Raw genomic sequence first — 25,707 nt, 5'->3', positions numbered from 1 at the left:
GCGCGCCTCCGGCGCTCCTCCGTCGGCGGGGCGGCGTCAGCCGGCCGCGCGGATGGGGCGCGCCTGCGGCGCTCCTCGGCCGGCGGGGCGGCGTCAGCCGCCCGCCGGCACGGAGGGCGGCGTCAGCCGGCCGCGCGGCGGAGGGCGTCGTCGACGGAGGAGCGGACGAGGCTGGAGAGGAAGAAGCCGGGCTTGTCGACGCCGATGCCGGCGAGGAGGCCGGCGGCCTGCTCGACGATGGCGGTGGAGAACGTGGTCGCGGTGGAGACGGCCTCGGCGTAGGCGGGGCGGTCCGCCTCCGCGACGGTGACCGGCTCGCCGCCCATCTCGACGACGAGGGCCTGCGCGATCGGCAGCACCGGGCCGGGCGCGGTCACGGCGAAGTACGTCTCCGCCAGGCGCGCCAGGTCGAGGCTGGTCCCGGTGAACGTCATCGCCGGGTGCACGGCGAGCGGGATGACGCCCGAGGCCAGGGCGGGCGCCAGCACGCCGAAGCCGTGCTCCGCCGCGGTGTGCAGCACGAGCTGCCCGGGCTGCCAGGCCCCGGTGGCGGCGAGACCGGCGACGAGCGCCGCGATCTCGGCGCCGGGGACGGCGATGATCACCAGCTCGCTCCGCTCGACGAGATCGGGGATCGCGAGCACCGGAGCGCCGGGCAGCAGGGCGTCGACGCGCTCGCGGCCGGCGTCGCTCGTCGTGGCGACGCCGACCACGGCGTGCCCGGCGTTGGCGAGCGCGGCACCGAGCACCGGGCCGACGGGTCCGGCCCCGATGATCCCGACGCCGAGGCGTCCGTCGCGGCGGGCGTCAGGCATACGGGTCCCCCTCGGGTGCGGCCCACGCGTCGCGGGGCGTCGGATTGGCGGCGGCGCGCCGCCCCCAGTGGTGGCTGGCGTCGCGCTCGGCCGCAGCGGTCCCGGCTCGACCCACGCTCTCGAAGAAGGCGACTCCGTCGGCGACGCTCATCACCGGCACCAGCGGCGTGACCGGGCCGGCGACCGTGTGCACGCGCGCCGAGGCCAGCCCGAGCATCCGCTGCAGCGGCCCCTGCTGCACGCCGACGCTCTGCATCCGGGCGAGCGGGACGACCGTGACGCGGCGCCAGACGGCTCCGCTGCGCAGGACCACGACGTCCTCCGCCAGCCGGAAGCCGGTGCGCCGCCAGGAGAACGGCCGCAGCAGCATCGCCGAGCGCGGCGCGCTGGTGAAGCCGGGGGCGTCCCGGCGGCGCAGCGCGTCGCCGACCGGGGTCGCCTCGGCGCCCTCGTCGTCGCCGGGAAGCAGCAGCGAGAGCACCCGCTCGACGGCGGCGAGGTCGCCGACCGGGAGGATCGTGGTGTTCGGCTCGCCGTTCGCCCCGCGGGACGCCGCGTGGCCGGCCCGGTCGATCTTCACCTGCCACCAGCCGAACGGCCGCCAGAGCAGCGGCTGGGTGATCTCCACCGCGTGGATCCGGCCGGGCGGCAGGGTGTCGCTGCTGGTCGAGAGCACGCCGTAGCCGACGCGCACGCCGTCCGGCGTCGCGGCGATCGAGTAGCGCAGCGAGCGGACGAACTGGCGGATGTAGTAGCTGCCGGAGCCGATCAGGCCGGGCAGGATCGCGATCAGCACGTAGGGCGAGCCGTAGACCGAGGTGAGGACGACGGCCACGATCGCCACCACCAGGAAGACGGTGAAGACGCTGAACACCAGGGAGCCGAGCAGCCGCCCGGGCGGGATGGAGACGACCGACTCGGGCGGCGCCTGCTCCTCCGGCTCGGCGAACTCCTCCAGCCGGCGCGCCAGGAAGCCGCCGGCCGGCGCCTCCCCCGCGACCGCCTCCCGCTCGCGCACCCCCGACGCCAGCCGCAGGATGTCACGCCGCAGCGCGTCGACCAGCCGCGAGCCGAGGTAGGAGAGCTGCACGTTCGCGTCCTGCCCGGCGACGCTGACCTCGAGCTTGGCCGCGCCGAAGAGCCGGGCGAACAGCGGGCGCTGCACGGCGATGCCCTGGATGCGGTCGAGCCGCGCTCGCCGGTTGGTGCGGAACAGCACTCCCGAGCGCACCTCGACGATCTCGTCCGTGATGCGGAAGGTGTGCATCCGCCAGGACAGCCAGAAGGCGAACACGGCGACCGCGAGACCGGCCGCCACGGCGAGCAGCGCCCAGCCGATCAGCCCGCGATCGATCAGGGCGTCGACCGGGTCGCCGCTCTCGTAATCGCCCGGGCCGGGGAGGAAGAGCTCGAGCAGGCGCTCGCGGAGGTTCGTGATCAGGATGCCGAGGACCACCAGCAGGCCGATCCCGCCCTTGAGCACGGGCGTCGCGGGGTGCAGGCGGTGCCACTCGCCGTCGGCGAGGTCGGTCTCGATGCCGCGGACGGCCGCAGGAGCCTCGTTCACAGGCCGGCCCGGCGCGACTCCGCCAGTTCGACGAGCCGATCGCGCAGCTCCTCCGCGTCGCCGTCGACGAGCCCGGGGATGCTGACACCGGTCGCCGCGGCGGCGGTCACGAAGCGCAGGTCGGCCAGGCCGAGGGCGCGGGCGAGCGGCCCGCGGTTGACGTCGATCAGCTGCATGCGGCCGTAGGGCACCGAGACGAAGCGCTGGAACATGATGCCGCGGCGGAAGAGCAGGTCGTCCTCGCGCAGCCGGTAGCCGTACGCGCGAGCGCGTCGAGGCGCCACGATCAGGAGGGTGACGGCGAGGATCGCCGCCGCGAGGACGAGGATCCAGGCCCAGTCGACGCCGATCAGCAGCAGGAAGGACGGCACGGCGAGGAGCACCACGCTGGAGACGACGGCCGAGACGACCTCGACGGCCACGTACTTCGGCGAGACGCGCCGCCACGGACCGGCGAGGTCGAGGCGGCCACCGGTCGCGCGCTCGGGACCGGCGGAGTCGAGCCCGACGCCCTCCGGGTGGACCGCGTCACGCCCCGGCTGACTCGCGTCAGGCTCCGGCTGAACCGCGTCCCGCACGGGCCGGACCGACTCGCGCTCCTGCTCGAGCGCCGCCTCGCGGCTCCGCGCCTCACGCCGGCTCAGCGGCTCCGGAACGGCCGCGGGGGTCGCCTCCTGGTCGTCGGCCATGATGACGTCCTCCCTGCCTGCGTCCGAGCGGGCGTCGGCGTCAGGCGTGGTTCACCTCGCCGACAGCGGGGTCGTCGTCGTCGGTCGGCGGGATGGTGCACAGGTGCTCGGCGACCAGACCGGCCACCAGCAGGACGATCGCGCCGACGATGGCGGCCACGTCCTGCCACACGGAGCCTAGCGAAGGCACCACGGGCCGGCTCAGCAGGTAGACGAGCACCCCGCCGGAGGCCCCGAGGAGCAGGGCGCCGACGAGACTCGACGCCTTGGCCAGCACGACGACGCGCATCGCGCGGAACGGGTCGAGGGGGCGGCGGAGCGTCCCCTTGGTCGCCCGGTGGATCGGGATCGCGAAGCCGATCACGAGCGCCGCGACCACCACGAGCGTCAGCGGGACGGTGAGCGGCGGGATCAGCACCGGGCGCCCCGCGGAGGCGATGGCCAGGTCGATCAGGAAGCCGGCGACGGCGCCGACGAGGGCCAGGCCGAGCAGGGAGCTGATGCGGGTGCGCTTCACGGAGTGCTGCTCTCGGGGTCGGTGCGGCCGGGGGCGGGGGCGGTCTCGGAGGTTCGCGGGCGCCGCCACGCTATCGCCTCGGACCGGTCCGTCACCCGGTCCGTCGCGCGGGCGCGCAGCTCGGCGATCGGGCCGCGCCCCGGCAGGATGGCGTGCGGCTCCACGTCGAGCCACGGCTCGAGCACGAAGGCGCGCTCACCGGCGCGGGGGTGCGGGAGTGTGAGGTACGCGTCGTCGCGGACGACCCCGCCGACCGCGATCAGGTCGATGTCGAGCGTGCGGTCGCCCCAGCGCTCCTCGCCGTCGCCGCGGATCCGCCCGCCGGCGCGCTCGATCGCGGCGGTGGCGGCGAGCAGGTCGTCGGGCTCGAGGGTCGTCGAGCCGATCACGACCGCGTTGAAGTAGGCGGGCGCGTCCTCGTCGACGCCGTCGAGCTTCCAGGCCGGCGACTCGACCACCTTCGAGACCGCGTCGAGGCGGAGCCCGGGCGTCGTCGCGAGCGCACGCACGGCGGCCTCGAGGTGCGCGAGCCGGTCGCCCAGGTTGCTGCCGAGGGCGAGGACGACGCGGCGCTCGGGCAGCAGCCGCTGCTGCCGCGGCCTCACGGGCGGACCCGGGTGATCTGCACCGCGACGTCGTCGAACGGCAGTGGGATGGGCGCGTCGGGCTTGTGCACGGTGATCCGCACCACCTCGGCGGCGGCGAAGCTCAGCGCGACCGCGGCCAGGCGCTCCGCGACGGTCTCGATCAGGTCGACCGGGTCGCGGGTGACGGCGTCGGCGAGGGCGATCGCCAGCTCCCCGTAGTGCACCGTCTCGGCCAGCGCGTCGCCGCTCGCCGCCGGAGCGAGGTCGAGCCAGACCGTGGCGTCGATGACGAAGTCCTGGCCGTTCTCGCGCTCGAAGTCGAAGACGCCGTGGTGCGCGCGCACCCGCAGGCCCGTCAGGGTGATCGAGTCGCGCAGCGCGAGCGCGGCGGCGTCGAGCGTCGGCGGAGTGGCGGCGGAGCGGGCGGGGTCGGTCACGGGAGCTCCTCCTGGAGGCGGGCGCCGAGCGCGAGGGCGCGGGCGCTCGAGCGGACGTCGTGCACCCGGACGCCCCAGGCGCCGCGGTCGACGGCGGCGAGGCTCAGCAGCGCCGTCACGTCGTCGCGCTCCGCCGCGGTCGAGCCGGCCGGCGCGAAGGGCGCGAGGAAGCGCTTGCGGGAGTGGCCGACCAGCACGGGCAGGCCCAGCGAGACGATCGCATCGAGGTGCGCGAGCAGCGCCCAGTCGTGGCCGCCGTCCTTCGCGAAGCCGAGTCCGGGGTCGAGGATCAGGTGCTCGTCGCGGATGCCCGCCGCGCGAGCGGCGTCCACGCGGCGCTCCAGCTCGGAGCGCACCTCGGCGACCACGTCGGCGTAGGAGGCGAGCTCCGTCATCCCGGCGCTGTGACCGCGCCAGTGCATGGCGATGTAGACCGCGCCTCGCTCCGCGACGAGCGGCAGCATCGCCGGGTCGGCGAGCCCGCCGGAGACGTCGTTGACGACGACCGCGCCCGCGTCCAGGGCGGCCTCCGCCGTCGCGGCGCTCATGGTGTCGATGCTGACCCGGACACCCTCGGCCGCGAGCGCGCGGACGACGGGCAGCACCCGCCCCTGCTCAGCAGCGGCGTCGACGCGCGCGGCGCCGGGCCGGGTCGACTCCCCGCCGACGTCGACGAGGTCGGCGCCGAAGGACGCGGGGCCGTCGCCGATGGGGCGGGTCATCCCGAGTCCGTGCTCGACCGCGTCGTCGACGGACAGCCAGCGACCGCCGTCGCTGAAGGAGTCGGGGGTGACGTTGAGGATCCCGAGGAGCGCGGCGCGATGGCCGGGTGCGAGATCGGTGACGGCGAGGCCCACGTCAGGCCTCCCGGGCGGCGCCGATCAGCGCGATGATCTCGGCGCGCGCGGCGGGGTCGGCGAGGGTGCCGCGGGCGGCGACGGTGACGGTCGAGCTGGCCCTCTGGCGCGCGCCGCGCAGCCGGACGCAGCCGTGCTCGGCGTCGACGACGACCAGGACGCCCTCGGGCGAGAGGCCGGCGTCGAGGACGTCCGCGATCTGCTCGGTGAGCCGCTCCTGCAACTGCGGCCTGGACGCGACGGTCTCGACGACCCGCGGGAGCTTGCCGAGGCCGACGACCCGCTCACCCGCGCGGTAGGCGATGTGCGCGACGCCGGCGAAGGGCAGCAGGTGGTGCTCGCAGACGGAGCGGAAGGCCAGGTCGCGGACGACGACCGTCTGGGTCGCCGGCGGCTGCTCCCCCTCCTCGACGACCGCGAAGGTCTCGGCGAGGTGCGAGGCCGGGTCGAGGTCGAACTCGCCGAAGAACTCCTCGTAGGAGTCGGCGAAGCGCTGCGGGGTTGTCGAGAGCCCCTCGCGGCCCGGGTCCTCCCCGATGGCCGCGAGGAGCTCGGCGACGGCGGCCTCGATGCGCGCCCTGTCGACCGGCACGGTGCTGCTACGCCGTCGTCGGGCGCGGGTTGATCAGCGGCGGCCGCTGCGGGGCAGCGGGCTCGGAGCTCTCCGAGACGACCGCGCCGTCGGTGGCGCCGGCGTCGATCGGCGCCTTGGCGGGCGGCATGGCGATCGGCGGGAGGTCGGAGAGCGGGCGCTTGTCGCTCGAGAGCCACTGCGGGCGCTCGTCGATCTTGCGGACGTCCTTGAAGATCTCGGCCAGCTGGTCGTGGTCGAGGGTCTCCTTCTCGAGGAGGTCGGCGGCGAGGCGGTCGAGGATGTCGCGGTTGGCGTTGATGACCTGCCAGGCCTCGTCGTGCGCCTGCTCGATCAGCTGCCGGGTCTCGAGGTCGACGCGCTCGGCGACCTGCTCGGAGTAGTCGCGCTGGTGGCCCATGTCGCGGCCGAGGAACATCTCGCCCGAGGAGGAGCCGAGCTTCACCGCGCCCACGTTCGAGGACATGCCGAACTCGGTGACCATCTTGCGGGCGATCGAGGTCGCCTTCTCGATGTCGTTCGAGGCGCCGGTGGTCGGGTCGTGGAAGACGATCTCCTCCGCGACACGGCCGCCCATCGCGTAGGCGAGCTGGTCGAGCAGCTCGTTGCGGGTGGTCGAGTACTTGTCCTCGAGCGGCAGGACCATCGTGTAGCCGAGGGCTCGGCCGCGCGGGAGGATCGTGACCTTCGTGACGGGGTCGGTGTGGCGCATCGCCGCGGCGGCGAGGGCGTGGCCGCCCTCGTGGTACGCCGTGATCAGCTTCTCCTTGTCGCGCATGACGCGCGTGCGGCGCTGCGGACCGGCGATGACGCGGTCGATCGCCTCGTCGAGCGCGCGGTTGTCGATCAGCTGCGCGTTGGAGCGGGCGGTGAGCAGCGCGGCCTCGTTGAGGACGTTCGCGAGGTCGGCGCCGGTGAAGCCCGGGGTCTTGCGGGCGACGACCTCGAGGTCGACTCCGCCGGCCAGCGGCTTGCCGCGGCCGTGCACCTCGAGGATCTTCTTGCGGCCGAGCATGTCGGGGGCGTCGACGCCGATCTGGCGGTCGAAGCGGCCCGGGCGCAGCAGCGCGGGGTCGAGGATGTCGGGGCGGTTGGTCGCCGCGATCAGGATGACGTTGGTCTTGACGTCGAAGCCGTCCATCTCGACCAGCAGCTGGTTGAGGGTCTGCTCGCGCTCGTCGTGCCCGCCACCCATGCCGGCGCCGCGGTGGCGGCCGACGGCGTCGATCTCGTCGACGAAGATGATGGCCGGCGAGTTCTCCTTGGCCTGCTGGAACAGGTCGCGCACGCGGCTCGCGCCGACGCCGACGAACATCTCGACGAAGTCGGAGCCGGAGATCGAGTAGAAGGGGACGCCCGCCTCACCCGCGACGGCGCGGGCCAGCAGGGTCTTGCCGGTGCCGGGAGGGCCGTAGAGCAGGACGCCCTTCGGGATCCGCGCGCCGACGGCCTGGAACTTGGCGGGCTCCTTGAGGAACTCCTTGATCTCGTGCAGCTCCTCGATCGCCTCGTCGGCGCCGGCGACGTCGCCGAACGTGACCTTGGGCGACTCCTTCGAGACCAGCTTCGCCTTCGACTTGCCGAACTGCATGACGCGGTTGCCGCCGCCCTGCATGCCCGAGAGCATCAGCCAGAAGAACGCGCCGATCAGGAGGATCGGGAGGAGGAAGCCGAGAGCGGAGAGGAACCAGTTGGTCTGCGGGACCTCGTCGTCGTAGCCGTCGGACGGAGCAGCGGTGGTGACCGCGTCCACGACCTCGGCGCCGCGCGGTGCCACGTAGTAGAACTGCACCTGCTTGCCGTTGTCGCCGTCGTCCTGCGCGAGGGTCAGGTCGACGCGCTGCTCGCCGTCGACGATCTTCGCGGAGTCGACCTTGCCGTCGGAGAGGAGCTGGAGCCCCTCCTGCGTGCTGATCTGCCGGAAGCCCGACATCGTGATCAGCGAGGAGCCGATCCAGACCGCCACGATCGCGAGGACGACGTAGAGAATGGGACCCCGGAAGATGCGCTTGACGTTCATGAATGTTGCGGGCGCAGGCCCGGCACCTTTCTGACGAGGAAATGTGAGTGTCAGGCTACCTCCCGCTCTCTGAGCGCGCGCCACGCGTTCGCCCTGGGCGGAGGAGGCGCGGGCTGGGCGCGGGGCGGCGGCTGTTCGGCGCGCGGGACCGACTCCGGCACGCTGCCTCCACGCTGATCGAGTAGCCCGCCCAGCGGGTCCGCCCCATGCTGATCGAGTAGCCCGCCCAGCGGGGTTCATGCTGATCGAGTAGCCCGCGCAGCGGGCGTATCGAGATCCACCAGCGTCAGAAGACGAGTCTGCAGACCCGTCGTGCTGATGACGGCGGGTCTCGATACGCCGCTGCGCGGCTACTCGACCAGCATGCTGGGCGCCACCGCCGCAGGCGTCCTCCGGTCACGCCGTCGACCAGCATGCTGGGCCGCTCCGGTCACGCCGTCTCGAGGAGGGGCTCCGGGTCGCGCAGCGCCGGCGTCAGGCCGCGGCGGCGGCGGGCGGCGGCCAGCACGGTGACGGCGAGGGCGCCGAGCAGCCAGAGCGAGAGCACCAGCACGGCGTTCGCGACGCCGATGCTGCCGCCGGCGATCAGGGAGCGGAACGCCTCGACCGTGTAGGTCAGCGGCAGCACCCCGTGCACGGCCTGGAAGAAGGCGGGCGCCGTCTCGATCGGATAGGTGCCGCCCGCCGAGGAGAGCTGGAGCACGATCAGCAGCAGCGCGAGGAAGCGGCCGGGCGCGTCGAGCAGGGCGATCAGCGCCTGGTTGATCGCGACGAAGGTCAGGCTGGTGAGGACCGCGATCCCCATCAGCGCCGGGAGCTGCGCCATGTCGACGCCGACGCCGAAGCGGATCACCAGCGCGGCGAGCACGCCCTGCGCCACCGCCATCAGCGCGCCGGGGAGGTAGCTGCGCAGCGCGACCACCCAGGCGGGCCGGCGGGCGGCGAGCAGGCGCTCGCTCAGCGGCGCACTCATCAGGTAGAAGGCGAGGGCGCCGACCCAGAGCGCGAGGGCCATGAAGTAGGGCGCGAGTCCGGAACCGTACTCGGGCACGCGGTTCAGGCGCTCGGTGTCGAGCGCGACGGGGGCCGCGGCGACGGCGCTGAGCGCGTCCGCCTGGTCCGACGTGTAGGAGGGGACGTCGGCGGCGCCGTCGGCCAGCTTCCCGGACAGGGTCTCGGAGCCGGTGGCGAGGGAGGCGATGCCCGAGGCGAGGCTGCCGGCGCCGGTCGCGGCGTCCGCGCTGCCCTGCGCGGCGGAGTCGGCACCGGTGGCGAGGGCGTCGGAACCGGAGGCGAGGGAGGCGGTGCCCGAGGCGAGCGCTCCGGCCCCGCTCGCGGCGGAGTCGAGGCCGGTCGTCAGCGGGCCGACGCTGCCGGCGAGGGTGCCGGTGCCGGCGGCGACCTGCGCCGCTCCGGAGTCGAGGGAGGCGGCGCCGGTCGCGAGGGACTGCGCCCCGGTGCTGAGCGACTGCGCGCCGGAGTCGGCGGACGCGGCTCCGGCGGCGAGCGACTGCACGCCGGTGGTGAGGTCGGCGGCTCCGGAGGACACGGAGGCGGCGCCCGCGGCGAGTGCGGTCAGCCCGCCCGAGGAGTCGCCGACGAGCGCCGAGGACCCGGCGGCGAGGGTCTGCGCGCCCTGGTCCGCGGCGGTCGCTCCGGCCGAGACTCCGGCAGCTCCCGACTCGAGCTGCGTGAGGAGGGCGAGGCGCTCGGTGTCGGTGAGGGTGCCGTAGCCGGCGATCAGCGACCGGAGGCCGGTGTCGACCGTCGCCGCTCCGGTGGCCAGGGCGGGAGTGCTCGCGGCCAGCGCCGCCGAGCCGTCGCGCAGCGTCCCGGCACCGGCGAGCGCCGCCGTCGCGCCGTCGGAGACGGAGGAGGCGCCCTCGGCGAGGGACTGCGCGCCGGTCGCGGCCGTCGCCGCTCCGGAGGACAGGGCGGCGGTGCCGTCGGCGAGGGTCGCCGCTCCGGTCGCCAGGTCCACGGCTCCACCGTCGAGCGACTGCGCACCCGTGGCGACCGACTGCGCTCCGGTGTTCAGCGCGGCGGCGGACGACGGCAGCGCGGCCGTCCCGTCGGCGAGCTGCTGAAGCCCGGAGGAGAGGGTCGCCGCTCCGTCCGCGGCAGAGCCGGCCCCGGCGCGGAGCGAGTCCGCACCGGTGGCGAGCTGCGCGGTGCCGTCCTGCAGCTGCTCGAGACCGACCACGAGCTCGTCCGAGCCGCTCGACGCGGTGGCCGCGCCGTCGGCGAGCTGCGTCGCGCCGTCGGCGGCCTGCTCCAGGCTGTCGTGCACGTCCGTGAAGCCGACGTAGACGTTCTTCAGGTACTCCTCGCCGACCTGCTTCTCGAGGGTCTGGGTCACCGTGCTGCCGATCGTCGCGGCGATGTTGCCGACGATCAGGTTGGCGCCGTCGTTCGTCGCGATCGACAGCCGAGCCTCGGTCGCGGCCGACGGGTCGTCCCCGCCGACGGAGGCGACGTCGGCCGAGAAGCCGGCCGGCACGGTCAGCACTGCGTAGACGGCGCCGGAGGCGAGCTCGCTCGCGGCCTCGTCGGCGTCGGTCCGCGTCCAGTCGAAGTTCGAGGCGGAGGTGCTCGTCGTCAGCTCGTCGGTCAGCGCGTCGCCGAGCGCGAGGGCCGAGCCGTCGGCGGCGGTCGCGCCGGTGTCCTCGTTCACGATCGCCGCGGGGACGGTGTCGAGGTGGTGGGTCGGGTCGAGGTTCGCCGAGGTCAGCAGGCCCGCGTAGATCAGCGGGATGAGCGCGATCGCGGAGAAGACGACGACGAGGCGCGGGGAGACGGAGCGCAGACGGTGGAGGAGCCGGGGTGAGCGGCGGGCGGCGGAGGCGGGCATGGTCCTTCTACTTCGAGGAGTCGGGGGCGGGGGCGGTGAGCCGCGGCGATGCGACTCCGGTGACGAGGAGCTCGGCGATCTCGGCCGAGGCGGAGGCGACCGGGCGGCGGTCGTCGCCGTCGAGCAGCCAGCCGACGACGAGCCAGACGGTCCCGGCGGCGAGGAAGACGGCGAAGCGCTCGACCCGGGCGCGGTCGCCCGCCTCCTGCGCGGCCAGCGGCGAGAAGGCGAGCAGCCGCTGGGCGAGGAAGGCGACGACCGACTCCTGGACGGAGCGGGCGGCGCCTCCGCTCAGCGCGCGGCGGTAGAAGTCGGCGTGCTCGAGGAGTCCCGAGAGCAGGCCGCGGACGACGCGGGGCACCGCGGTCTCCCAGTCGTCCTGCGGCGAGGGCGGCACGACGGCGGCGAACAGCGCGTGCATGCGCTCGAGCGCGGCGGCCTCGACCAGCGAGGGCACGTCGCCGAAGTGCTGGTAGAAGGTCGGCCGGCTGACGCGGGCGGCGGAGCAGAGGTCGGTGATCGACGGCTGCTCGTCGCCGGGGTGATCGAGCGCGACCGTGATCGCGGCGATCAGCTGCTCGCGTGAGCGGGCGAGGCGGGGGTCGGTCATGGTGCCTCCTTTACGTTCGTAATCTACATTACAACCGTAAAGGAGCGGGAGGAAGCATTGCGGTGGAGCGAGCAGTTCGCGCCGCCTACATGCCGATCGCGGAGCACCCCTTCATGCTGATCGAGTAGCCCGCGCAGCGGGCGTATCGAGATCCACCGTCACCGGACGTCGAGTCTGCAGACCTTCCTGCTGACGACGCCGGGTCTCGATACGCCCCTCCGGGGCTACTCGACCAGCATGAGGGGGAGACAGCAGCACTCTCGTTGCATGCTGATCGAGTAGCCCGCGCAGCGGGCGTCTCGAGATCCACCGTCACCGGACGTCGAGTCTGCAGACCTCCCTGCTGATGACGGCGGGTCTCGATACGCCCCTGCGGCGCTACTCGACCAGCATGGTGGCGCTCGGAGCGTCAGGTGGTCGGTGCCGCTCCGTCGGGCTCGGCGGCGAGGATCGTCGCGATCTCGGTGGTGTCGATCACGAGGGTGTCGTGCGGGGTGAGGCCCGGGCTCTTCGGGGTCGGCACGGGCAGGCGGACGAGCAGCGCGCCGGGGTCGACGCTGAAGCGGCCGCTCGTGGTGCGGCCGATCGGGTCGCCGTCGAGCTCGGCGAGCACGGGCTGGTCGAGCGAGAAGGAGAACTCGCGCCCCGGCCACTGGTGCAGGGACGCGAGGCCGTTGCGGTTGCCGGTCGCGACGTCGAGAGCGAGGCCGAAGCGGCGGCGCAGCAGCACCAGCTCGAGGTCGCCGTCGTCGAGGACCGCGCCGGCGGCGAGCTCGATGTTCGCCACGACCGAGCTGCAGTTGCAGGCCAGCACCATCAGGGTGCGGGTCGGCGGCTCCGGCTTGCCGTCGATCGTCAGCGTCACCTCGAAGCCGGCCTTGAACATCACCTCGGCGCCTGCCGCCACGTAGGCGCCCCAGCCGACCCGCTTCTTCAGCTCGTCGTCGGTCTTGTCCATGATCTCCGCGTCCAGGCCCACGCCGCCCATCACCATGAAGACGCGCTCCTCGCCGTCGTCGAAGGTCGCCGTTCCGACGTCGATCGCCCGGTCCTGCCCGAGCAGCGCGATCTCGACCGCGTCGGCGAGCGCACCGAGCGGGATCCCGAGGTTGCGGGCGAGAAGGTTGCCGGTGCCGCTGGGCAGCAGTCCGTAGGGGACGGACGTGCCGCGCAGCACCGAGGCGACAGCGCGCACGGTGCCGTCGCCGCCCATCGCGCAGACGAGGTCGGCGCCCGACTCCAGCGCGGCCCGCGCGGCTCCGGCTCCGGAGTCGTCGACGCTGGTCTCGAACCAGAGCGGCTCGCGCCAGCCGGCGCGGCGGGCGACCGTGGCGACCACGTCCTGCGCGGCGCCGACGTCGTCGAACTTGCTCGGATTGATGACGACGGCGACCACGGGTCGCGCGGCCGTGGATCTCGCGGAAGGGGCTCTCACGCTCTCAGTCTGCTGTGCCGGGCGCCGCGTCCCGCACCGTGCGCCGCTCGAGGGTCGCCGCCGCCTCCGTCGCGAGGACCGCGCCGATCTCGGCCGAGAGCGTCGCGGGCAGGGTCGGCGGGGCGTCCCAGCGCGGCCCGGCGAGCAGGATCCCGCCGCGCTCGCTCGAGCGCCAGAGGGCGTCGACGCTGCCGGTGACGAAGCGGCGGATCCGCGTGGCGGACGCGGCGTCGACCCCGTCCGCCGTCGCGAGGTCGACCAGGTGCCGGTAGGCGATCCCGCCGAAGAGCGCGCCGTCGCCCGCGCCCTGGTCGACGAAGACGCCGTCGGGTGCGAGGCGCGTGAGCAGGTCGTCGGCGGTGCGGGAGGCGTGCGCGAGCAGCCGTGCATCCGGGCGCAGCCGGTGCAGCGCCAGCGCCGCGCCGATGTAGACGCCGTGGTTGTAGCTGAACGCCCAGTCGTCGCGGGCCGAGCCGCCCTCGCGGCCGATGCCGTCGGCGACGAAGCCGGTGTCGTCGTCGCGCAGGCGCACGTGCAGCCAGTCGAAGGCGGCGCGGGCCAGCTCCTCGCGGCCGTCGGGGCGGAGCCGCTCCAGCCGCGCGCCGAGGATCGCGAACGGCCCGTTCGCCGGTGCGTTCTTGTAGTCGAGCTGGCGGCGACGCCAGGCCAGGCTCGCGCCGTGCCGGAGGTTCCAGCCTCGTGCGACCGCGAAGCGCCAGAGCCGGTCCGCGCGGTCGAGCCAGCGCCCCTCCCCCGTCGCCTCGCCCAGACGGGCGAGCGCGCCGCCGAGCCACATCATGTCGTCGAAGTAGCCGTTGACCAGCCGGCCGCCGTTGCGGAGCCGGACGGCGCTGTGGATCCGCGAAGCGCGCTCGAGGTGCCCGGTGTCCCCGGTGCGCTCGAACGCGTCGACGGCGGCGTCGATCGCGTGCGCGAGCCACCAGTAGTCGAACTCGAGATCCGCGCGCAGCGACGTCGGATAGCTCACGTGGTAGCCGAGCACCGGCACGGCGAACAGCCGCTCGAGGCTCGACTGCGCCGCGTCCGCGCGGGCGTCGGCCCCGGCCCGGTCAGGCGTAGACGTGGGGAGCGAGGATCGCGACATCGCGGAGGTTGCGGTAGCGCTCGGCGTAGTCGAGGCCGTAGCCGATGACGAAGTCGTTCGGGATGTCGAAGCCCACGTACGCGACGTCGACCTCGACCTTGGCGGCGCGGGGCTTGCGGAAGAGCGCGCAGATCTCGACGGACTCCGCGCCGCGGCTGCGCAGGTTGCCCTGCAGCCAGGAGAGCGTGAGGCCGGAGTCGATGATGTCCTCGACGATCAGCACCTTGCGGTCGGTGATGTCGGTGTCGAGGTCCTTGAGGATCCGCACCACGCCGGAGGACTTCGTGCTGCTGCCGTAGGAGGAGACGGCCATCCAGTCCATCACGATGTCGAGCTTGAGCTCGCGGGCGAGGTCCGCCATCACCATCACGGCACCGCGGAGCACCCCCACGATGAGCAGGTTCTCGCCGGCGTAGTCGCGCTCGATGGCGCGGGCCAGGTCGCGGATCCGCTCGTGGATCTCGGCCTCGGTGAAGAGGACCTCGGTGATGTCGTCGGCGATGTCGGCTGCTTCCACCCGGCCACTCTACGGGCGGGGACGCCCTGCTCCCCTCCGCGAGATGCCACTTGTGCACGCCTTCCACGGCGTGTCGCGTGCACAAGTGGCATCTCGCGGCGGGGAGATCACACGGGGGCGAAGACGAGAGTTGCGGAGACCCGGGTGGCGCGGACTCCGGGGAGGTCGACGCCCTTCTGGCCGTGCCAGTCGGTGACGAGGGCGGCGACGGCGAGGGTCTGGGCGCGGGAGAGGGCGACGCCGAACTCGTTCTGCACGACGAGGCGGATGATCCGCTGGCGCAGCGCCGGCGGGTCGGCGGCGAGGCCGCGCGCGTCGACCGTTACGTGGCCGTCGTCGTTCTGGCCGACGAGCTCGAGCGCCCAGTCGAGCGCCATCGCGTCGAGCGCGTCGCCGTCCTCGCGGAGCTGGTCGGCCGTGCGGGCGAGCGCCTCGGCGACTCCCGGGCCGAGCTCGTCCTCGAGCACCGGCAGCACCGAGCGGCGGACGCGGACGCGGGTGTAGCGCGGATCGTCGTTGTGCGGATCACTCCAGGGCTCCAGCCCGGCGTCCGCGCAGGCGGCCACGGTGCTCGAGCGCCGGATGCCGAGCAGAGGGCGCCGCAGCACCCCGCTCACCGCCGCCATGCCGTGCAGACTCGCGGCGCCCGCGCCCCGGGCCAGCCCGAGCAGCACCGTCTCGGCCTGGTCGTCGAGCGTGTGGGCGAGGAGGACCGCCGCGGCGCCCGTCGCCTCGACCGCGTCGTCGAAAGCGCGGTACCGCGCCGTGCGCGCCGCCGCCTCCGGGCCGTCTCCGTCCGGCAGCACCGACACGACCTCGCGCAGCACGGGGGCGAGGCCGAGGGTGTGCGCCTGCTCCGATGCGCGTCGCGCGACCTCCGCCGATCCGTCCTGGAGACCGTGGTCGACGACCACGGCGCCGGCCCGCCGGCCGCCGCGCTCGGCCTCGAAGGCGACCGCGGCGGCGAGGGCCAGCGAGTCGGCTCCGCCGCTCAGCGCGACGAGCACCAGGGCTCCGGATTCGAGCTCGTCGAGGCTCGCGCGCACCGCGCGCCGGATGTCGGCGACGGCGGGAGTCAGGCGGGGGCGATCGGGCACATCAAGTAACGTTAGGCCAGCGATCCGGCCTGCGAGCGCGCGTGTCCGCGCGCACTCCCCCGGCCGGTCCGACCCGCCGATGCGCCGCCCGCGGCGCCACCGACTCAAGGAGCGAACATGGCCGCATACGACGTCGTCGTAGAGATCCCCAAGGGCAGCCGCAACAAGTACGAGGTCGATCACGAGACCGGTCGCGTCTACCTCGACCGCGTGCTCTTCACCTCCTTCGTCTACCCGACGGACTACGGCTACTTCGAGAACACCCTCGGCCTCGACGGCGACCCCGTCGACGCGCTGGTGCTGCTCGAGTACCCCGTCTTCCCGGGCGTGGGCGTCTCCGTCCGCCCGGTCGGCGTGCTCAACATGAGCGACGAGGCCGGCTCCGACGCCAAGGTGATCGTGGTCCCCGCGAAGGACCCGCGCTGGCAGCACATCCAGGACATCACGGACGTCCCGGAGCAGACCAAGAACGAGATCAAGCACTTCTTCGAGCGCTACAAGGACCTCGAGCCCAACAAGTGGGTCAAGGTCGAGGCCTGGGGCGACGCGGCCGAGGCCGAGCAGATCGTCCAGGACGGCATCAAGAAGCTGGCCGAAGAGGGCCACTGACCCTCACGGGTCTTCTCACGACGGAACCCGCCCCGTCGAGTCGACCGGCTGCTGCCGGCGCCTCGAGGGGGCGGGTTCTCGTGTCTTCGGGCGGTGCTGCCCGGGCGGAGCCGCGCGGGCGGCGCTACGCCGTCGGGCGGCCGACCATGCCGGTCGGAGTGCCCCAGATGGAGTGCACGCGCACCGGCGAGTTGGGGTTCGGCGCCTCGATCATCTGGCCGTCGCCGAGGTAGATGGCGACGTGGTAGTAGTCACCGGGCGAGTCCGACCAGAAGAGCAGGTCGCCGCGCTGACGCTGGCTGTAGGGGACGAGCTTGCCCTCGTTCGCCATGGTGTTGTACTGGTTCGTCGCGGAGTGCGTGCCGATGTACTCGCCGGCGCTCGCGTACGACTGCTTGGTGAGACCCGAGCAGTCCCAGACGTCCGGACCCATGCCGCCGAGCACGTAGCGCTCGCCGAGCTGCGCCATCGCGTAGGAGATCGCGGTCTCCACCTGGTCGACCTGCGGCTCCGGGTTCGCCACCGGGACCGGCGCGGGCTGCGGTGCGGCCGGCTGCGGGAGCTGGACGGCGGGCTGCTGCGCGGGGGCCGCCGGCGCAGCGGGCTGCTGCGGTGCCGGCTGCTGCTGCGGCGCCTCGGGCTGGGGGGCGACCGGCTGCTGCACGACCGGCGCCGAGGGCTGGTTCGCGGCCGGCGCGGCCGGGCGGGAGCCGGAGGACGAGGAGCCGGACGACGAGGAGTCGGACGACGGCTGAGCCGCGACGGGAGCGCTCGCGGCGGGCTGGGCGGCCGCAGCGTCGGCCTCGGCCTTCGCGGCGGCTGCGGCAGCGGCCGCGGCGGCCTTGCGCTCCTGCTCGCCGGCGAGGAACGCGGTCTCGATCTCGACGGTGGAGTCCTTGAGCAGGGCGAGCTGCGCGATGAGCTCCTCCGACTTCGCCTCCTGCGCCGCGAGGGCGCTCCGGGCGGAGGCTGCGGCGGCGTCGGCGCCCGTGCGGGCCTCGTCCGCGGCGTCGGACAGCTTCTGGTGCTCCACGACGGCGACGTCGGCCTGCTCGGCGAGCGACTCCGCGGTCTGCTTGTCGGCGAGGGCGTCGGCGTAGACGCGCTGCGACTGCTCGGAGAGCTGCGACATGGCGCCGAGCTGGTAGAGCAGGTCGCCCGCGTCCTGGCCCTTCGCGACGAGGCTCATCGAGAGGTCGCCGCCGGCGGAGCGGGAGAGGTGCGCGGCGAGGAGGCCGGCCCGCATCTGCGACGTGTGCGCCGTCGACGCCGCCGCGTTCGCGCGGTCCTCGAGCTCGGTGACGGCGGCGGCCGCGGCGTCGAGCGCCTCCTGGGCCTGGCGCCAGGCCTCCGCCTTCTTCATCGCGACGAGCGAGGCGTCGTCGACCGAGGTCTGCAGCCCGCCGATCAGCGCGGTGATCGAGTCGATCTCGGCCTGCTTGCTGGCCTCGTCGGTCTTCGCGTTCTGGACGTCGTCCCACGAGGGGTACGACGGGTCGTCGGCCTGAGCCGGCACGATGCCGAGCGACGCCGTGACGGCCGTCACCGCGAAGGCGGCCGAGACCGCCAGCGGAAGACGGCCCTTCCAGGCCCGCTCACGCGGGGCGGGGGTGAAGCTGCGGGCGGTCTTCTGCGCGTCAACCAAGTGTGACTCCTCGTGCGGCCATGAAGGGCTGAGCGTCGACGGCGGTGCCGTTGACGCGGGTCTCGTAGTGCAGGTGGCAGCCGGTCGAGGCGCCGGTGGTGCCGACGGCGGCGATCTGCTGGCCCGCCTCGACCCGCTGGCCGACGCTGACGTAGATGCCGCCAGGCATGATGTGCGCGTAGCCGGTGCTGATGCCGTCGCCGTTGCTGATCTCGATCCAGTTGCCGTAGGTGCCGAACCAGCCGGCGTAGGTCACCGTTCCGCTGTGGGCGGCGAAGATCGGGATGCCGCAGCCGCCGGCGATGTCGGTGCCGCGGTGGTACGAGCTGGTCGAGCCGCCGCCGGTGGAGAGGCTGCCGCGGGGGCCGAAGGTGCCGGTGATGCGGCCCGAGGCGGGGAGCACCCAGCCGGAGTCGCTGACCGCGGTCGAGCCGCCACCCGGAGACGGGGCGACCGGGGCGCTGTAGCCACCGCCGCCGCCGGATCCGCGGGAGGGAGCCGCTGCTGCTGCCGCCGCCGCGGCCTCTCGGGCTGCTGCGGCCCGCTGGCGGGCGAGCTCGGCCTGCGCCTGACGGGCGGCCTCCTGCTCGGCGAGGATGCGCTGGCGCTCGGCCTCGCGGGCGGCGACGCCGGCCTCGTAGTCGGCGACGGTCGTCGACTCCGTGTCGCGGAGGGCGGCCAGCTGCTGCTCGAGCACGATGCTCTGGTTCTGCTGCTCGGTGAGCGCGGCCTCCGAGGCGGCCTGCGCGGCCGTGGCCTCGGCGAGCTTCGACTCGGCGGCGACGCGGAGCTTCTCCCGCTCGGCCTGCGCGACCTTCGCCTGGTCGCCGAGCGACTCGGCGGTGTTCTTGGTGGTGCTGGCCTGCTCGTAGATGGCGTTGGAGCGCTCGACGAGCTTGGTCATGTTGCCGATGCGGCCGAGGAGGTCGTCGGCCTTGCCGCCCTCGCCGTCGAGGAAGATGTTGACCGAGAGGTCGGTGCCGGTGGTGCGGTAGAGCTGAGCGGCCAGGAGGCCCGCCTGCTGCGTCGCGGCGTCGGCCTGATCGGCACTGGCGGTGGCCTTGGCCTCGAGCTCGCTCGCCCGATCGGAGGCGTCGTCGAAGTCCTGCTGCGCCGCGAAGTACTCCTCGCCGCGCTGCTCGGCGACCTGCTGCGCCGCCGCGACCTCGCTCTGCAGGCCGTCGATCAGCGAGAGGATGCTGTCCACCTGCGCGGCCGCCGCCTGGGTGTTGCCCTTCGCCGCCTCGACGTCGGCCCAGCTGGGGTACTCGACCGCCTGCGCGGGAGTGGCGACCAGCAGGCCCGCGACCAGGGCCACCGCGGCCGAGACGAGGGCGGTGCCGCGGAGACGGCCGATCCGCGGCGCGCCGGAGCGGCGTGCGGGGCGGTTTCGGCGCGAAGAGTGGATCATGGGACCTCGGTGCTGGAGACGGACTACTCCCCCGGCGGCGGTGCGGCTCCGTCGCGAGGAAGTGGCGATTCCGACCCACACTAGTCAAGCCCTCCCCGTACGCCTAGGGATCGGCGTCGCCCGTCCGGGGCACAGGCGCGCATCGACGTGCGGCGGCCGACCCGCGATCGGCGCCCCTCCAGGGCCGATTTTGCATATCCGGCCGGCTGTCCCTATGCTTGCGTGTCGGTAGTCATGGTGGGTCGGCCGCAGGGTCGCCCCGGCGAGCTTCCGGCCCCATCGTTTAGTGGCCTAGGACACCGCCCTTTCACGGCGGCAGCACGGGTTCGAATCCCGTTGGGGTCACGGATGAGGACTACCACCGCAAGAGAAGTGCACCACCGCAGAACGGCCGGAGACGGACGGGATGTGAAAATCGAACAGCCTCGAAGGCAGTATGCTTGTCTTCGCAACGAGGCCCTGTAGCGCAGCTGGTTAGCGTGCCGCCCTGTCACGGCGGAGGTCGCGGGTTCAAGTCCCGTCAGGGTCGCAGAGAGGCCCTTCCGAGAGGAAGGGCCTTTTCCAGGAGACGACTCGTTCGTCTCCTCGCGGCATCGATGTCCTCGGGCATCCTCGGCTGCAACGGCTCTGTAGCTCAGTTGGTAGAGCGCACGACTGAAAATCGTGAGGTCACGGGATCGACGCCCGTCGGAGCCACGGAAACCCTCGCCTAGCTTCTACATGGCGGGGGTTTCTTCCGTTAACTGGTCGGCCCGATCGCCGCGTGAGCCACCGTCCGGCCGCCGGCGCGTGACGCTCCTGCCTCGGTCCCCTCCGGGACGGGTCAGTAGAGCTTCGACCGAACGGCATCCACGAAGTCCGGCACCCCGGCGCGGGTGAGCGCGAGCAGGAAGTCGTCGACGGTCATCGCCGGAGAGTCGTACCCCTCGACGAGTTCGACAAGAGCGCGGAGCGTCGGCGCGCGGTAGAGGTCGAGCTGGTCCAGCAGGAAGGCGTCGGGATGGACGATCTCGAGGTCGAACGGCTCGACGGACGCCGGCGGGAAGTCCTTCGTGTTGAACGTCACCAGCACCTCTGCACCGCCACGGACGGCGGCCGCGAGGACGTGCCGATCCTTCTCGTCGTTCGCCATCGTCGGTACCAGGTCGTCGTAGCCGGAGACCATGGCGTCGGCGAAGTAGCGCTCCATCGTCCCGACGCGCTTCTCGACGAGAAGCGGATCCTCCCCGTTCTTCACCAGGTTCTTCGCGAGCTCGAACAGGACGTCCTTCGACCACAGCGGCCGGTAGAGCCCGCGATCAGCGAGTTCGAGGACGACGTCGTTGAGCAGAGCGCCGTAGAGGACGTTGTTGTCGAAGAAGGCCGGGAATCTCACTCAGCGTCGAGCTCCGCACGCCGCTTCACCGCGGCAGGATCGCCCACCTGGACCTTCGCGCTCAGACTCGCCTGCCGCAGCTCGCGCAGCGCGGCGCGGCGTTCGGCGCGGAAGTCCGCCTGGTAGGCGACCAGGTCCTCCAACCGGACCCGACGGTGACGACCGGGCTTGTCATGAGCGATGTCGCCCGCTTCCAGCAGGCGGACCAGCGTCGGGCGACTGATCCCGAGGAAGTCCGCGGCCTGCTGCGTCGTCATCGTCGTCCCCTGCGGGACGACCGTGATGCCCTCGCCCGCGGCGAGGGAGTTCGTCACCTGATCGAGGATGCGGAAGATCTCATCGGGGATGGGGCGGGCCCTGCCCTGGGGGTCGACGAGCGCCGCCTTCGACGAGTTCTGCGCGAGGAAGATCTCGAGCTCTCGCATCAGCGCGGCGAAGTCGAGGATTTCGTCCCGGGCGGCGGCCTCGGGGAGGTACGTCTGGGCCTTGCGGGCACCGCGCGGTCGATCGGTGGACGTGCTCATGGCGTCGATGATACTCGGGAGAAACGAAAGAATCGAACATTTCCGAGGGGCCGAGAGGTTCGTCCTCGTGCGGCACCGATGCTCTCGCGCATCCCCGCCCCTACGGAATCCTCGGCTCGTCGAATCGGCCTCGGCTCGCGAGAACGGCGCGAACCGGCGTGCCGGACGTGGTTCTGCGAGCCCGAGGTGCGCTCCGGGCGCTCAGCTGGGCTGCGTAGCCTGGGCGGGCCATGAATCCCGCCGCCTTTCCGCCGCCCGATCCGTCGACCGTCGCCCCCGAGCAGCCTGCCGTCGCCGCCGCGCCGGCGCAGGGTGGGCCCGTCTTCGCCTGGGCACCGCCGCCCGAGCCGCAGCCGTCGGTCGACGCTCCGTACTCCTCTCTCCTCTATCTGCCGGATCCGCGGGTGCGCTGGGGACTGCCGACGGCGGCGCTCACGATCGCCGGGATCGTGCTGCCGCTCGCGCTGCTGATCGTGCTGTTCGGCTTCGGGGTGCTGCCCTACTCCCCCGGGCTCGTGTTCGCGGGGTCGTTCGCCAGCTACCTGGTCGCGCTCGTCATCCCGTTCGCCGCATCGAAGCTGCGCGGGCTGGGGTCGCTCGCGGCCGACTACGGGCTGCGGTTCCGCTGGATCGACGTGCCGATCGGCATCGGGCTGGGGATCGGCGTGCGGCTCGCGATCGTCGCCGTGCTGATCGTGTTCTCGCCGCTGCTGGGCGAGGCGGAGAGCAACCTCGAGCTCGACCCCGATCCGCTGTGGTTCGTGCTGAGCTCCGTGATGATCCCGGTGCTGGTCGCTCCGATCGTCGAGGAGATCCTCTGCCGCGGGGTCGTCATGCGGGCGGTCCGCAACCGGATGCTGCGGACGAAGGGCGATGCGGCACCGCCGACCCGCGGACGGCGCGTCTGGGCGGCGTTGTTCAGCGTGATCGCGTCGACGCTGGTCTTCGCCCTGCTGCACGGGCACCAGATGGTGAACCCCGCGACGGTGGTCACGCTGGGGACGACGACGGTGATCGCCGGGCTCGCGCACGGCTGGATCTCGACGGTGACCGGGCGGCTCGGCGCGGCGATCGTGTCGCACGCGACGCTGAACGGTTCCGCAGTGCTGCTGCTGGTGCTGGTGACGGCGCTGGGGTAGCCCCGGCGACGGTGGATCTCGATACGCCCGCTGCGCGGGCTACTCGATCAGCATGGCGTCGGAGCGGGCTGCTTGAACGGTGCAGCGGGTCAGACGTCGAGGATGCGGAGGACCGGGTCGAGAGGGAGCTCGCCGCGGACCTGGCGGTGCAGGCGCTCCATGTCGGCATCGAGGGCGGCGGCGGTGCGCGCGGCGTCGGACAGGCCGTCGAGCAGCTGCTGCGGGACCTGGCGGTCGTACTTGTAGTAGATCTTGTGCTCGAGGCTCGCCCAGAAATCCATCGCGATGGTGCGGAACTGGACTTCGACGCAGACGTCGACCGAGCCTCCCGAGAGGAACACCGGCACCTCGACGATCGCGTGCAGGCTCTTGTAGCCGTTCTCCTTCGGAGTGGCGATGTAGTCCTTCACCTCGAGGACGCGGACGTCGGCCTGCGAGGTGAGCATGTCGAAGACGCGGTAGACGTCCGAGACGAAGCTGCAGGTGATCCGGACGCCCGCGATGTCGGTGACGGCGGCGGCGATGCCCTCGAAGGAGGTGTCGCAGCCCTTGCGCTCGATCTTCTCGATCAGGCTGTCGGCCGACTTCAGCCGGCTCGACACGTGCTCGATCGGGTTGTACTCCCGCATCTCGCGGAACTCCTCCTGCAGGATCGTCACCTTCGTGACGATCTCGTCCATGCCGAACTTGTACTGCAGCATGAACCGCGCGAAGTCGTCGCGGAGGGCGCGGATCTCGGCGACCGTGCCGGCGTCGAGCGCCTGCGCGACCTCGTCGCTGAGCGGGGGGACGGCGGGCGCCGCGCGGTCGGGAGATCGGGGTTCCACGGGGAGTCACCCTACGCGCGGGCACCTCGGGCCCGGATGTGAAGCGCCATCGGGGTTCCGAGGAGTCCCGGCTCCGTCCTGCGGGGGACGATCCGCGCAACCCCCGCTGGCTAGCGTCGGAGGATGTTCTCCGCTCTGAACGTCTTCGGCATCCTCTACATCGTCGCGGCCATCGCGGTCGTCGTGATCATGCTCGTGCTCGCCGTGCTGCTCTGCCGGCTCGCGATCGCCGCGCGAGAGAACCAGCTGGCGACCGTGCGCCTGCGCGAGCTGCAGATCGAGCGGCTGCTCCTCGACGAGGAGTGAGCACGGCGGGCTGCGCGGCGCTCGGGTGAGCACACCGGCCGGAAGCACCGGTCAGGGCAGCGCCGGACGCACCTCCGGGCGGGACACCTTCGGGATCAGCAGCCCGAGCACCACGGCGACCACCGCGCCGATCGCGCCGATGACGAACGTCGTCTCGAACGCCTCCGAGCTCGGCAGGTCGACGGCGCCGACCGAGACGGTCAGCTGCGCCAGCACGGCCGCGGTCACCGCGGACGAGAGCGTAGTGCCGAGGGTGCGCATCAGCGAGTTCAGGCCGTTCGCCGCCGCGGTCTCGGAGGCCGGCACCGCGTGCATGATCAGGGTCGGCATCGCGGCGTAGGCGAGGCCGAGGCCGACGCCGATCAGCGCGTTGATCACGAGGATCTGCCAGACCTCTGCGCCGAACGGGAGGATCAGCAGGTACGACACCGCGATCAGCGCCGCTCCCGAGACCAGCACCAGACGCGGTCCGGACTGCGCCGAGAGCCGGGCGGCGAGCGGCGAGGTCGCCATCATCGCCAGGCCCGAGGGCGCCAGGACCAGGCTCGCCACGATGAGGCTGAGGCCGAAGCCGACTCCGGACGCGGCCGGCAGCTCGAGGCGCTGCGGCAGGGTGATCTGCGCGCCGAAGAAGGCGAAGCCGACGGCCACCGAGGCGAGGTTGGTGAACAGCACCGCGGGGCGGGCGGCGACCCGGAGGTCGACGAGCGGGCTCTCCTGGCGCAGCTCGTACCAGCCCCAGATCAGCAGGACCGCGACGCCGCCGAGGCCGGAGCCGAGGATGCCGGGGCTCGTCCAGCCCGCGTCGTTGCCGCGGGAGACGGCGATCAGGATGCCGCTGAGTCCGATGGCGAGGCCGATCGTGCCGACGACGTCGAAGCGGCCGGGCGAGCGCAGGGTCGAGACGGGGATGACGAGGAGCACGAGGACGATGTCGAGGACGCCGAGTCCGGCGGACATCCAGAACAGCACGTGCCAGTCGAGGTTCTCGGCGACCAGGGCGCTGAGCGGCAGGCCGAGCGCGCCGCCGATGCCGAGCGTGGCGCTGACGAGGGCGATCGCGCCGGGCAGGCGGTCGCGGTGCAGGGTGTCGCGGAGGATCGAGATGCCGAGGGGGATGACGCCCATCACCGCACCCTGGAGGGCGCGGCCGACAACGAGCGTCCAGACGTCGTCCGCGAAGGCGCAGACGATCGAGCCGAGCACGAGGACGACGAGCGCGGCGAGGGCCATCCGGCGCTTGCCGTAGAGGTCGCCGAGACGCCCGGAGACCGGGGTGAGGATGCACGCGCTGAGCAGGGTCGCGGTGATCACCCATGCGGTCTCGCTCCGATCGGCGCCGAGCAGGGTGGGCAGCTCCGACTGGATCGGGACGACCAGCGTCTGCATGAACGAGGCGCTCATCCCCGCGAAGGCGAGGACGGCGGTGATCAGGCGGGGGCTGGGCGAGCGGGTGAGCGAGCGTCTGTCGGAGTCGGGCACTGCGGTCCTTCGTGTCGGCGGCGTGCAGGAGCGGGGCGCCGGTGGTCCGGCGTCCTGCAGGGCGGGTCGTATTGCTCAGCTTTGCATCGCCGGGCCTCTGAGCCGAACCGACCGATGCTCGGAAACCTTCCCGATCGCTCTACCGGGCTGCCAGGCGCGGGACGAGGATGGGCGCATGATCGAGATCGAGAGCTGGATCGCCGGCTACGAGAAGGCCTGGGCGACGGACGACCCCGCGGATGTCGCGGCGCTCTTCACCGAGGGCGCGGAGTACTTCACGTCGCCGTACGCGGAGGCGATCACGCCGCGGGAGGCGATCGTGGAGTGGTGGGTCGCGGAGAGCGAGCCGGACGACCCGACGTTCGCGTGGGGGCTCGTCGCGCTGACGGAGACCACGGCGGTGGTGGAGGCGCGGACCATCTACCCGTCGGACCGCACGTACCTGAATCTGTGGGTGATCCGCTTCGCGGAGGACGGGCGGGCGTGCTCCTTCACGGAGTGGTACATGGAGGAGCCGAGCGACTCGGTGAGCTGAGGGGGCGGGGTCTCGATACGCCGCTGCGCGGCTACTCGACCAGCAGGCAGTCCATGCTGATCGAGTAGGGCGCGGAGCGGCCGTATCGAGCGGAGGGGGCGCCTTCGGCGCCAGTGCAGGGCGGGGAAAGGATCTTGTGGCTGGCTCGTTGTGGTTGG

General features: G+C 72.9%; 25 protein-coding genes and 3 tRNA genes. 7 read left to right on the top strand and 21 right to left on the bottom strand.

Going from position 1 to position 25,707, the window contains the following annotated elements; genetic code table 11:
- Positions 1-122: 122 nt before the first annotated feature.
- From MT351_RS02645 to tilS, 15 genes are all read right to left on the bottom strand, one after another.
- Positions 123-815, bottom strand: a complete 693-nt coding sequence (locus MT351_RS02645; protein WP_123705524.1) for a Rossmann-like and DUF2520 domain-containing protein — start codon at positions 813-815, stop codon at positions 123-125.
- A complete protein-coding gene (locus MT351_RS02640) occupies positions 808-2,382 on the bottom strand; it encodes a PH domain-containing protein (protein WP_243581152.1) in 1,575 nt (524 codons plus the stop codon). The genes MT351_RS02645 and MT351_RS02640 overlap by 8 nt, the downstream gene beginning before the upstream one ends.
- Entirely contained in the window at positions 2,379-2,804 is a 426-nt protein-coding gene (locus MT351_RS20400) for a PH domain-containing protein (protein WP_374204740.1), read from the bottom strand. Before MT351_RS20400 ends, MT351_RS02640 begins: the two co-directional genes overlap by 4 nt.
- 307 nt (positions 2,805-3,111) lie before the next feature.
- Positions 3,112-3,588, bottom strand: coding sequence for a DUF3180 domain-containing protein (locus tag MT351_RS02630; RefSeq protein ID WP_132438025.1), 477 nt, complete (start codon positions 3,586-3,588; stop codon positions 3,112-3,114).
- On the bottom strand, positions 3,585-4,193 hold the full coding sequence (gene folK / locus MT351_RS02625; protein WP_243581150.1) for a 2-amino-4-hydroxy-6-hydroxymethyldihydropteridine diphosphokinase: 609 nt from the start codon (positions 4,191-4,193) through the stop codon (positions 3,585-3,587). Before folK ends, MT351_RS02630 begins: the two co-directional genes overlap by 4 nt.
- The gene (gene folB, locus MT351_RS02620; protein WP_243581149.1) at positions 4,190-4,612 is read right to left on the bottom strand and encodes a dihydroneopterin aldolase; all 423 of its coding nucleotides are present in this window, start codon (positions 4,610-4,612) and stop codon (positions 4,190-4,192) included. The genes folK and folB overlap by 4 nt, the downstream gene beginning before the upstream one ends.
- Positions 4,609-5,469 (bottom strand): dihydropteroate synthase, encoded by an 861-nt coding sequence (gene folP / locus MT351_RS02615; RefSeq protein ID WP_132438027.1) that lies wholly within the window; start codon positions 5,467-5,469, stop codon positions 4,609-4,611. The genes folB and folP overlap by 4 nt, the downstream gene beginning before the upstream one ends.
- 1 nt (position 5,470) lies before the next feature.
- Entirely contained in the window at positions 5,471-6,061 is a 591-nt protein-coding gene (gene folE, locus MT351_RS02610; RefSeq protein WP_123446802.1) for a GTP cyclohydrolase I, read from the bottom strand.
- Between the two features lie 7 nt (positions 6,062-6,068).
- Complete coding sequence (gene ftsH / locus MT351_RS02605) at positions 6,069-8,081, bottom strand: ATP-dependent zinc metalloprotease FtsH (protein WP_123705529.1); 2,013 nt, start codon at positions 8,079-8,081, stop codon at positions 6,069-6,071.
- Between the two features lie 430 nt (positions 8,082-8,511).
- Positions 8,512-10,932 (bottom strand): YhgE/Pip domain-containing protein, encoded by a 2,421-nt coding sequence (locus MT351_RS02600; RefSeq protein WP_243581148.1) that lies wholly within the window; start codon positions 10,930-10,932, stop codon positions 8,512-8,514.
- 7 nt (positions 10,933-10,939) lie between these two features.
- Positions 10,940-11,542, bottom strand: coding sequence for a TetR/AcrR family transcriptional regulator (locus tag MT351_RS02595; protein ID WP_243581147.1), 603 nt, complete (start codon positions 11,540-11,542; stop codon positions 10,940-10,942).
- A gap of 409 nt (positions 11,543-11,951) precedes the next feature.
- The gene (locus tag MT351_RS02590) at positions 11,952-12,977 is read right to left on the bottom strand and encodes a diacylglycerol kinase family protein (protein ID WP_165909185.1); all 1,026 of its coding nucleotides are present in this window, start codon (positions 12,975-12,977) and stop codon (positions 11,952-11,954) included.
- A 4-nt stretch (positions 12,978-12,981) separates the two neighbouring features.
- Positions 12,982-14,082 carry a glycoside hydrolase family 76 protein gene (locus tag MT351_RS02585; protein WP_243581146.1) on the bottom strand — a complete coding sequence of 367 codons (1,101 nt, stop codon included), beginning with the start codon at positions 14,080-14,082 and terminating at the stop codon, positions 12,982-12,984.
- A complete protein-coding gene (hpt, locus tag MT351_RS02580; protein WP_123446809.1) occupies positions 14,048-14,599 on the bottom strand; it encodes a hypoxanthine phosphoribosyltransferase in 552 nt (183 codons plus the stop codon). Before hpt ends, MT351_RS02585 begins: the two co-directional genes overlap by 35 nt.
- Before the next feature lie 107 nt (positions 14,600-14,706).
- Positions 14,707-15,696 (bottom strand): tRNA lysidine(34) synthetase TilS, encoded by a 990-nt coding sequence (gene tilS, locus MT351_RS02575; RefSeq protein WP_243581145.1) that lies wholly within the window; start codon positions 15,694-15,696, stop codon positions 14,707-14,709.
- 117 nt (positions 15,697-15,813) lie between these two features.
- On the opposite strand from tilS, the gene ppa reads away from it, so the two are divergent.
- Positions 15,814-16,305: an inorganic diphosphatase gene (gene ppa / locus MT351_RS02570; RefSeq protein WP_243581144.1), complete on the top strand. Its 492-nt coding sequence runs from the start codon at positions 15,814-15,816 to the stop codon at positions 16,303-16,305.
- 124 nt (positions 16,306-16,429) lie between these two features.
- On the opposite strand, the gene MT351_RS02565 is transcribed toward ppa, so the two are convergent.
- Both MT351_RS02565 and MT351_RS02560 read right to left on the bottom strand, forming a co-directional pair.
- Positions 16,430-17,950 carry an NlpC/P60 family protein gene (locus MT351_RS02565; RefSeq protein ID WP_243581143.1) on the bottom strand — a complete coding sequence of 507 codons (1,521 nt, stop codon included), beginning with the start codon at positions 17,948-17,950 and terminating at the stop codon, positions 16,430-16,432.
- Positions 17,943-19,361 (bottom strand): M23 family metallopeptidase, encoded by a 1,419-nt coding sequence (locus MT351_RS02560; RefSeq protein WP_243581142.1) that lies wholly within the window; start codon positions 19,359-19,361, stop codon positions 17,943-17,945. Before MT351_RS02560 ends, MT351_RS02565 begins: the two co-directional genes overlap by 8 nt.
- A gap of 272 nt (positions 19,362-19,633) precedes the next feature.
- Between MT351_RS02560 and MT351_RS02555 the strand changes: the two genes are divergently transcribed.
- From MT351_RS02555 to MT351_RS02545, 3 genes are all read left to right on the top strand, one after another.
- Positions 19,634-19,706 (top strand) — tRNA-Glu (locus MT351_RS02555).
- Positions 19,707-19,816: 110 nt separating this feature from the next.
- A tRNA-Asp gene (locus tag MT351_RS02550) sits at positions 19,817-19,890 on the top strand.
- Positions 19,891-19,984: 94 nt separating this feature from the next.
- Positions 19,985-20,057, top strand: a tRNA-Phe gene (locus MT351_RS02545).
- 127 nt (positions 20,058-20,184) lie between these two features.
- Here the strand turns inward: MT351_RS02545 and MT351_RS02540 are convergent.
- Together MT351_RS02540 and MT351_RS02535 are read right to left on the bottom strand one after the other, a co-directional pair.
- The gene (locus tag MT351_RS02540; RefSeq protein WP_243581141.1) at positions 20,185-20,736 is read right to left on the bottom strand and encodes a putative toxin-antitoxin system toxin component, PIN family; all 552 of its coding nucleotides are present in this window, start codon (positions 20,734-20,736) and stop codon (positions 20,185-20,187) included.
- Positions 20,733-21,260, bottom strand: a complete 528-nt coding sequence (locus MT351_RS02535) for a helix-turn-helix domain-containing protein (RefSeq protein ID WP_123705537.1) — start codon at positions 21,258-21,260, stop codon at positions 20,733-20,735. Before MT351_RS02535 ends, MT351_RS02540 begins: the two co-directional genes overlap by 4 nt.
- Before the next feature lie 230 nt (positions 21,261-21,490).
- Between MT351_RS02535 and MT351_RS02530 the strand changes: the two genes are divergently transcribed.
- The gene (locus MT351_RS02530) at positions 21,491-22,399 is read left to right on the top strand and encodes a CPBP family intramembrane glutamic endopeptidase (protein ID WP_132438035.1); all 909 of its coding nucleotides are present in this window, start codon (positions 21,491-21,493) and stop codon (positions 22,397-22,399) included.
- Positions 22,400-22,488: 89 nt separating this feature from the next.
- On the opposite strand, the gene MT351_RS02525 is transcribed toward MT351_RS02530, so the two are convergent.
- Positions 22,489-23,100 carry a GTP pyrophosphokinase family protein gene (locus tag MT351_RS02525; protein ID WP_123732880.1) on the bottom strand — a complete coding sequence of 204 codons (612 nt, stop codon included), beginning with the start codon at positions 23,098-23,100 and terminating at the stop codon, positions 22,489-22,491.
- A gap of 249 nt (positions 23,101-23,349) precedes the next feature.
- On the opposite strand from MT351_RS02525, the gene MT351_RS02520 reads away from it, so the two are divergent.
- Positions 23,350-23,532 (top strand): hypothetical protein, encoded by a 183-nt coding sequence (locus MT351_RS02520; RefSeq protein WP_132438036.1) that lies wholly within the window; start codon positions 23,350-23,352, stop codon positions 23,530-23,532.
- 51 nt (positions 23,533-23,583) lie between these two features.
- Here MT351_RS02520 and MT351_RS02515 read toward each other — a convergent pair whose 3' ends face one another.
- Positions 23,584-25,014 carry an MFS transporter gene (locus MT351_RS02515; protein WP_243581140.1) on the bottom strand — a complete coding sequence of 477 codons (1,431 nt, stop codon included), beginning with the start codon at positions 25,012-25,014 and terminating at the stop codon, positions 23,584-23,586.
- Between the two features lie 175 nt (positions 25,015-25,189).
- Between MT351_RS02515 and MT351_RS02510 the strand changes: the two genes are divergently transcribed.
- Positions 25,190-25,549, top strand: coding sequence for a nuclear transport factor 2 family protein (locus MT351_RS02510; protein WP_132438037.1), 360 nt, complete (start codon positions 25,190-25,192; stop codon positions 25,547-25,549).
- The last annotated feature ends 158 nt before the right edge of the window (positions 25,550-25,707 follow it).

The organism is Rathayibacter sp. VKM Ac-2926, assembly GCF_022815565.1.
GTDB classification, from domain to species: Bacteria; Actinomycetota; Actinomycetes; order Actinomycetales; family Microbacteriaceae; genus Rathayibacter; species Rathayibacter festucae.
This window is presented reverse-complemented; position numbering and strand designations above follow the sequence as displayed.

Bases quoted from the DNA above. Each gene is read 5' to 3' on its own strand.
- MT351_RS02535 (WP_123705537.1), bottom strand. From the start codon at position 21,260: ATGAGCACGTCCACCGATCGACCGCGCGGTGCCCGCAAGGCCCAGACG.
- MT351_RS02595 (WP_243581147.1), bottom strand. From the start codon at position 11,542: ATGACCGACCCCCGCCTCGCCCGCTCACGCGAGCAGCTGATCGCCGCG.
- MT351_RS02525 (WP_123732880.1), bottom strand. From the start codon at position 23,100: ATGCTGCAGTACAAGTTCGGCATGGACGAGATCGTCACGAAGGTGACG.
- MT351_RS02510 (WP_132438037.1), top strand. From the start codon at position 25,190: ATGATCGAGATCGAGAGCTGGATCGCCGGCTACGAGAAGGCCTGGGCG.
- ppa (WP_243581144.1), top strand. From the start codon at position 15,814: ATGGCCGCATACGACGTCGTCGTAGAGATCCCCAAGGGCAGCCGCAAC.
- MT351_RS02585 (WP_243581146.1), bottom strand. From the start codon at position 14,082: ATGTCGCGATCCTCGCTCCCCACGTCTACGCCTGACCGGGCCGGGGCC.
- MT351_RS02645 (WP_123705524.1), bottom strand. From the start codon at position 815: ATGCCTGACGCCCGCCGCGACGGACGCCTCGGCGTCGGGATCATCGGG.
- MT351_RS02560 (WP_243581142.1), bottom strand. From the start codon at position 19,361: ATGATCCACTCTTCGCGCCGAAACCGCCCCGCACGCCGCTCCGGCGCG.
- ftsH (WP_123705529.1), bottom strand. From the start codon at position 8,081: ATGAACGTCAAGCGCATCTTCCGGGGTCCCATTCTCTACGTCGTCCTC.
- MT351_RS02530 (WP_132438035.1), top strand. From the start codon at position 21,491: ATGAATCCCGCCGCCTTTCCGCCGCCCGATCCGTCGACCGTCGCCCCC.
- MT351_RS02520 (WP_132438036.1), top strand. From the start codon at position 23,350: ATGTTCTCCGCTCTGAACGTCTTCGGCATCCTCTACATCGTCGCGGCC.
- MT351_RS02600 (WP_243581148.1), bottom strand. From the start codon at position 10,932: ATGCCCGCCTCCGCCGCCCGCCGCTCACCCCGGCTCCTCCACCGTCTG.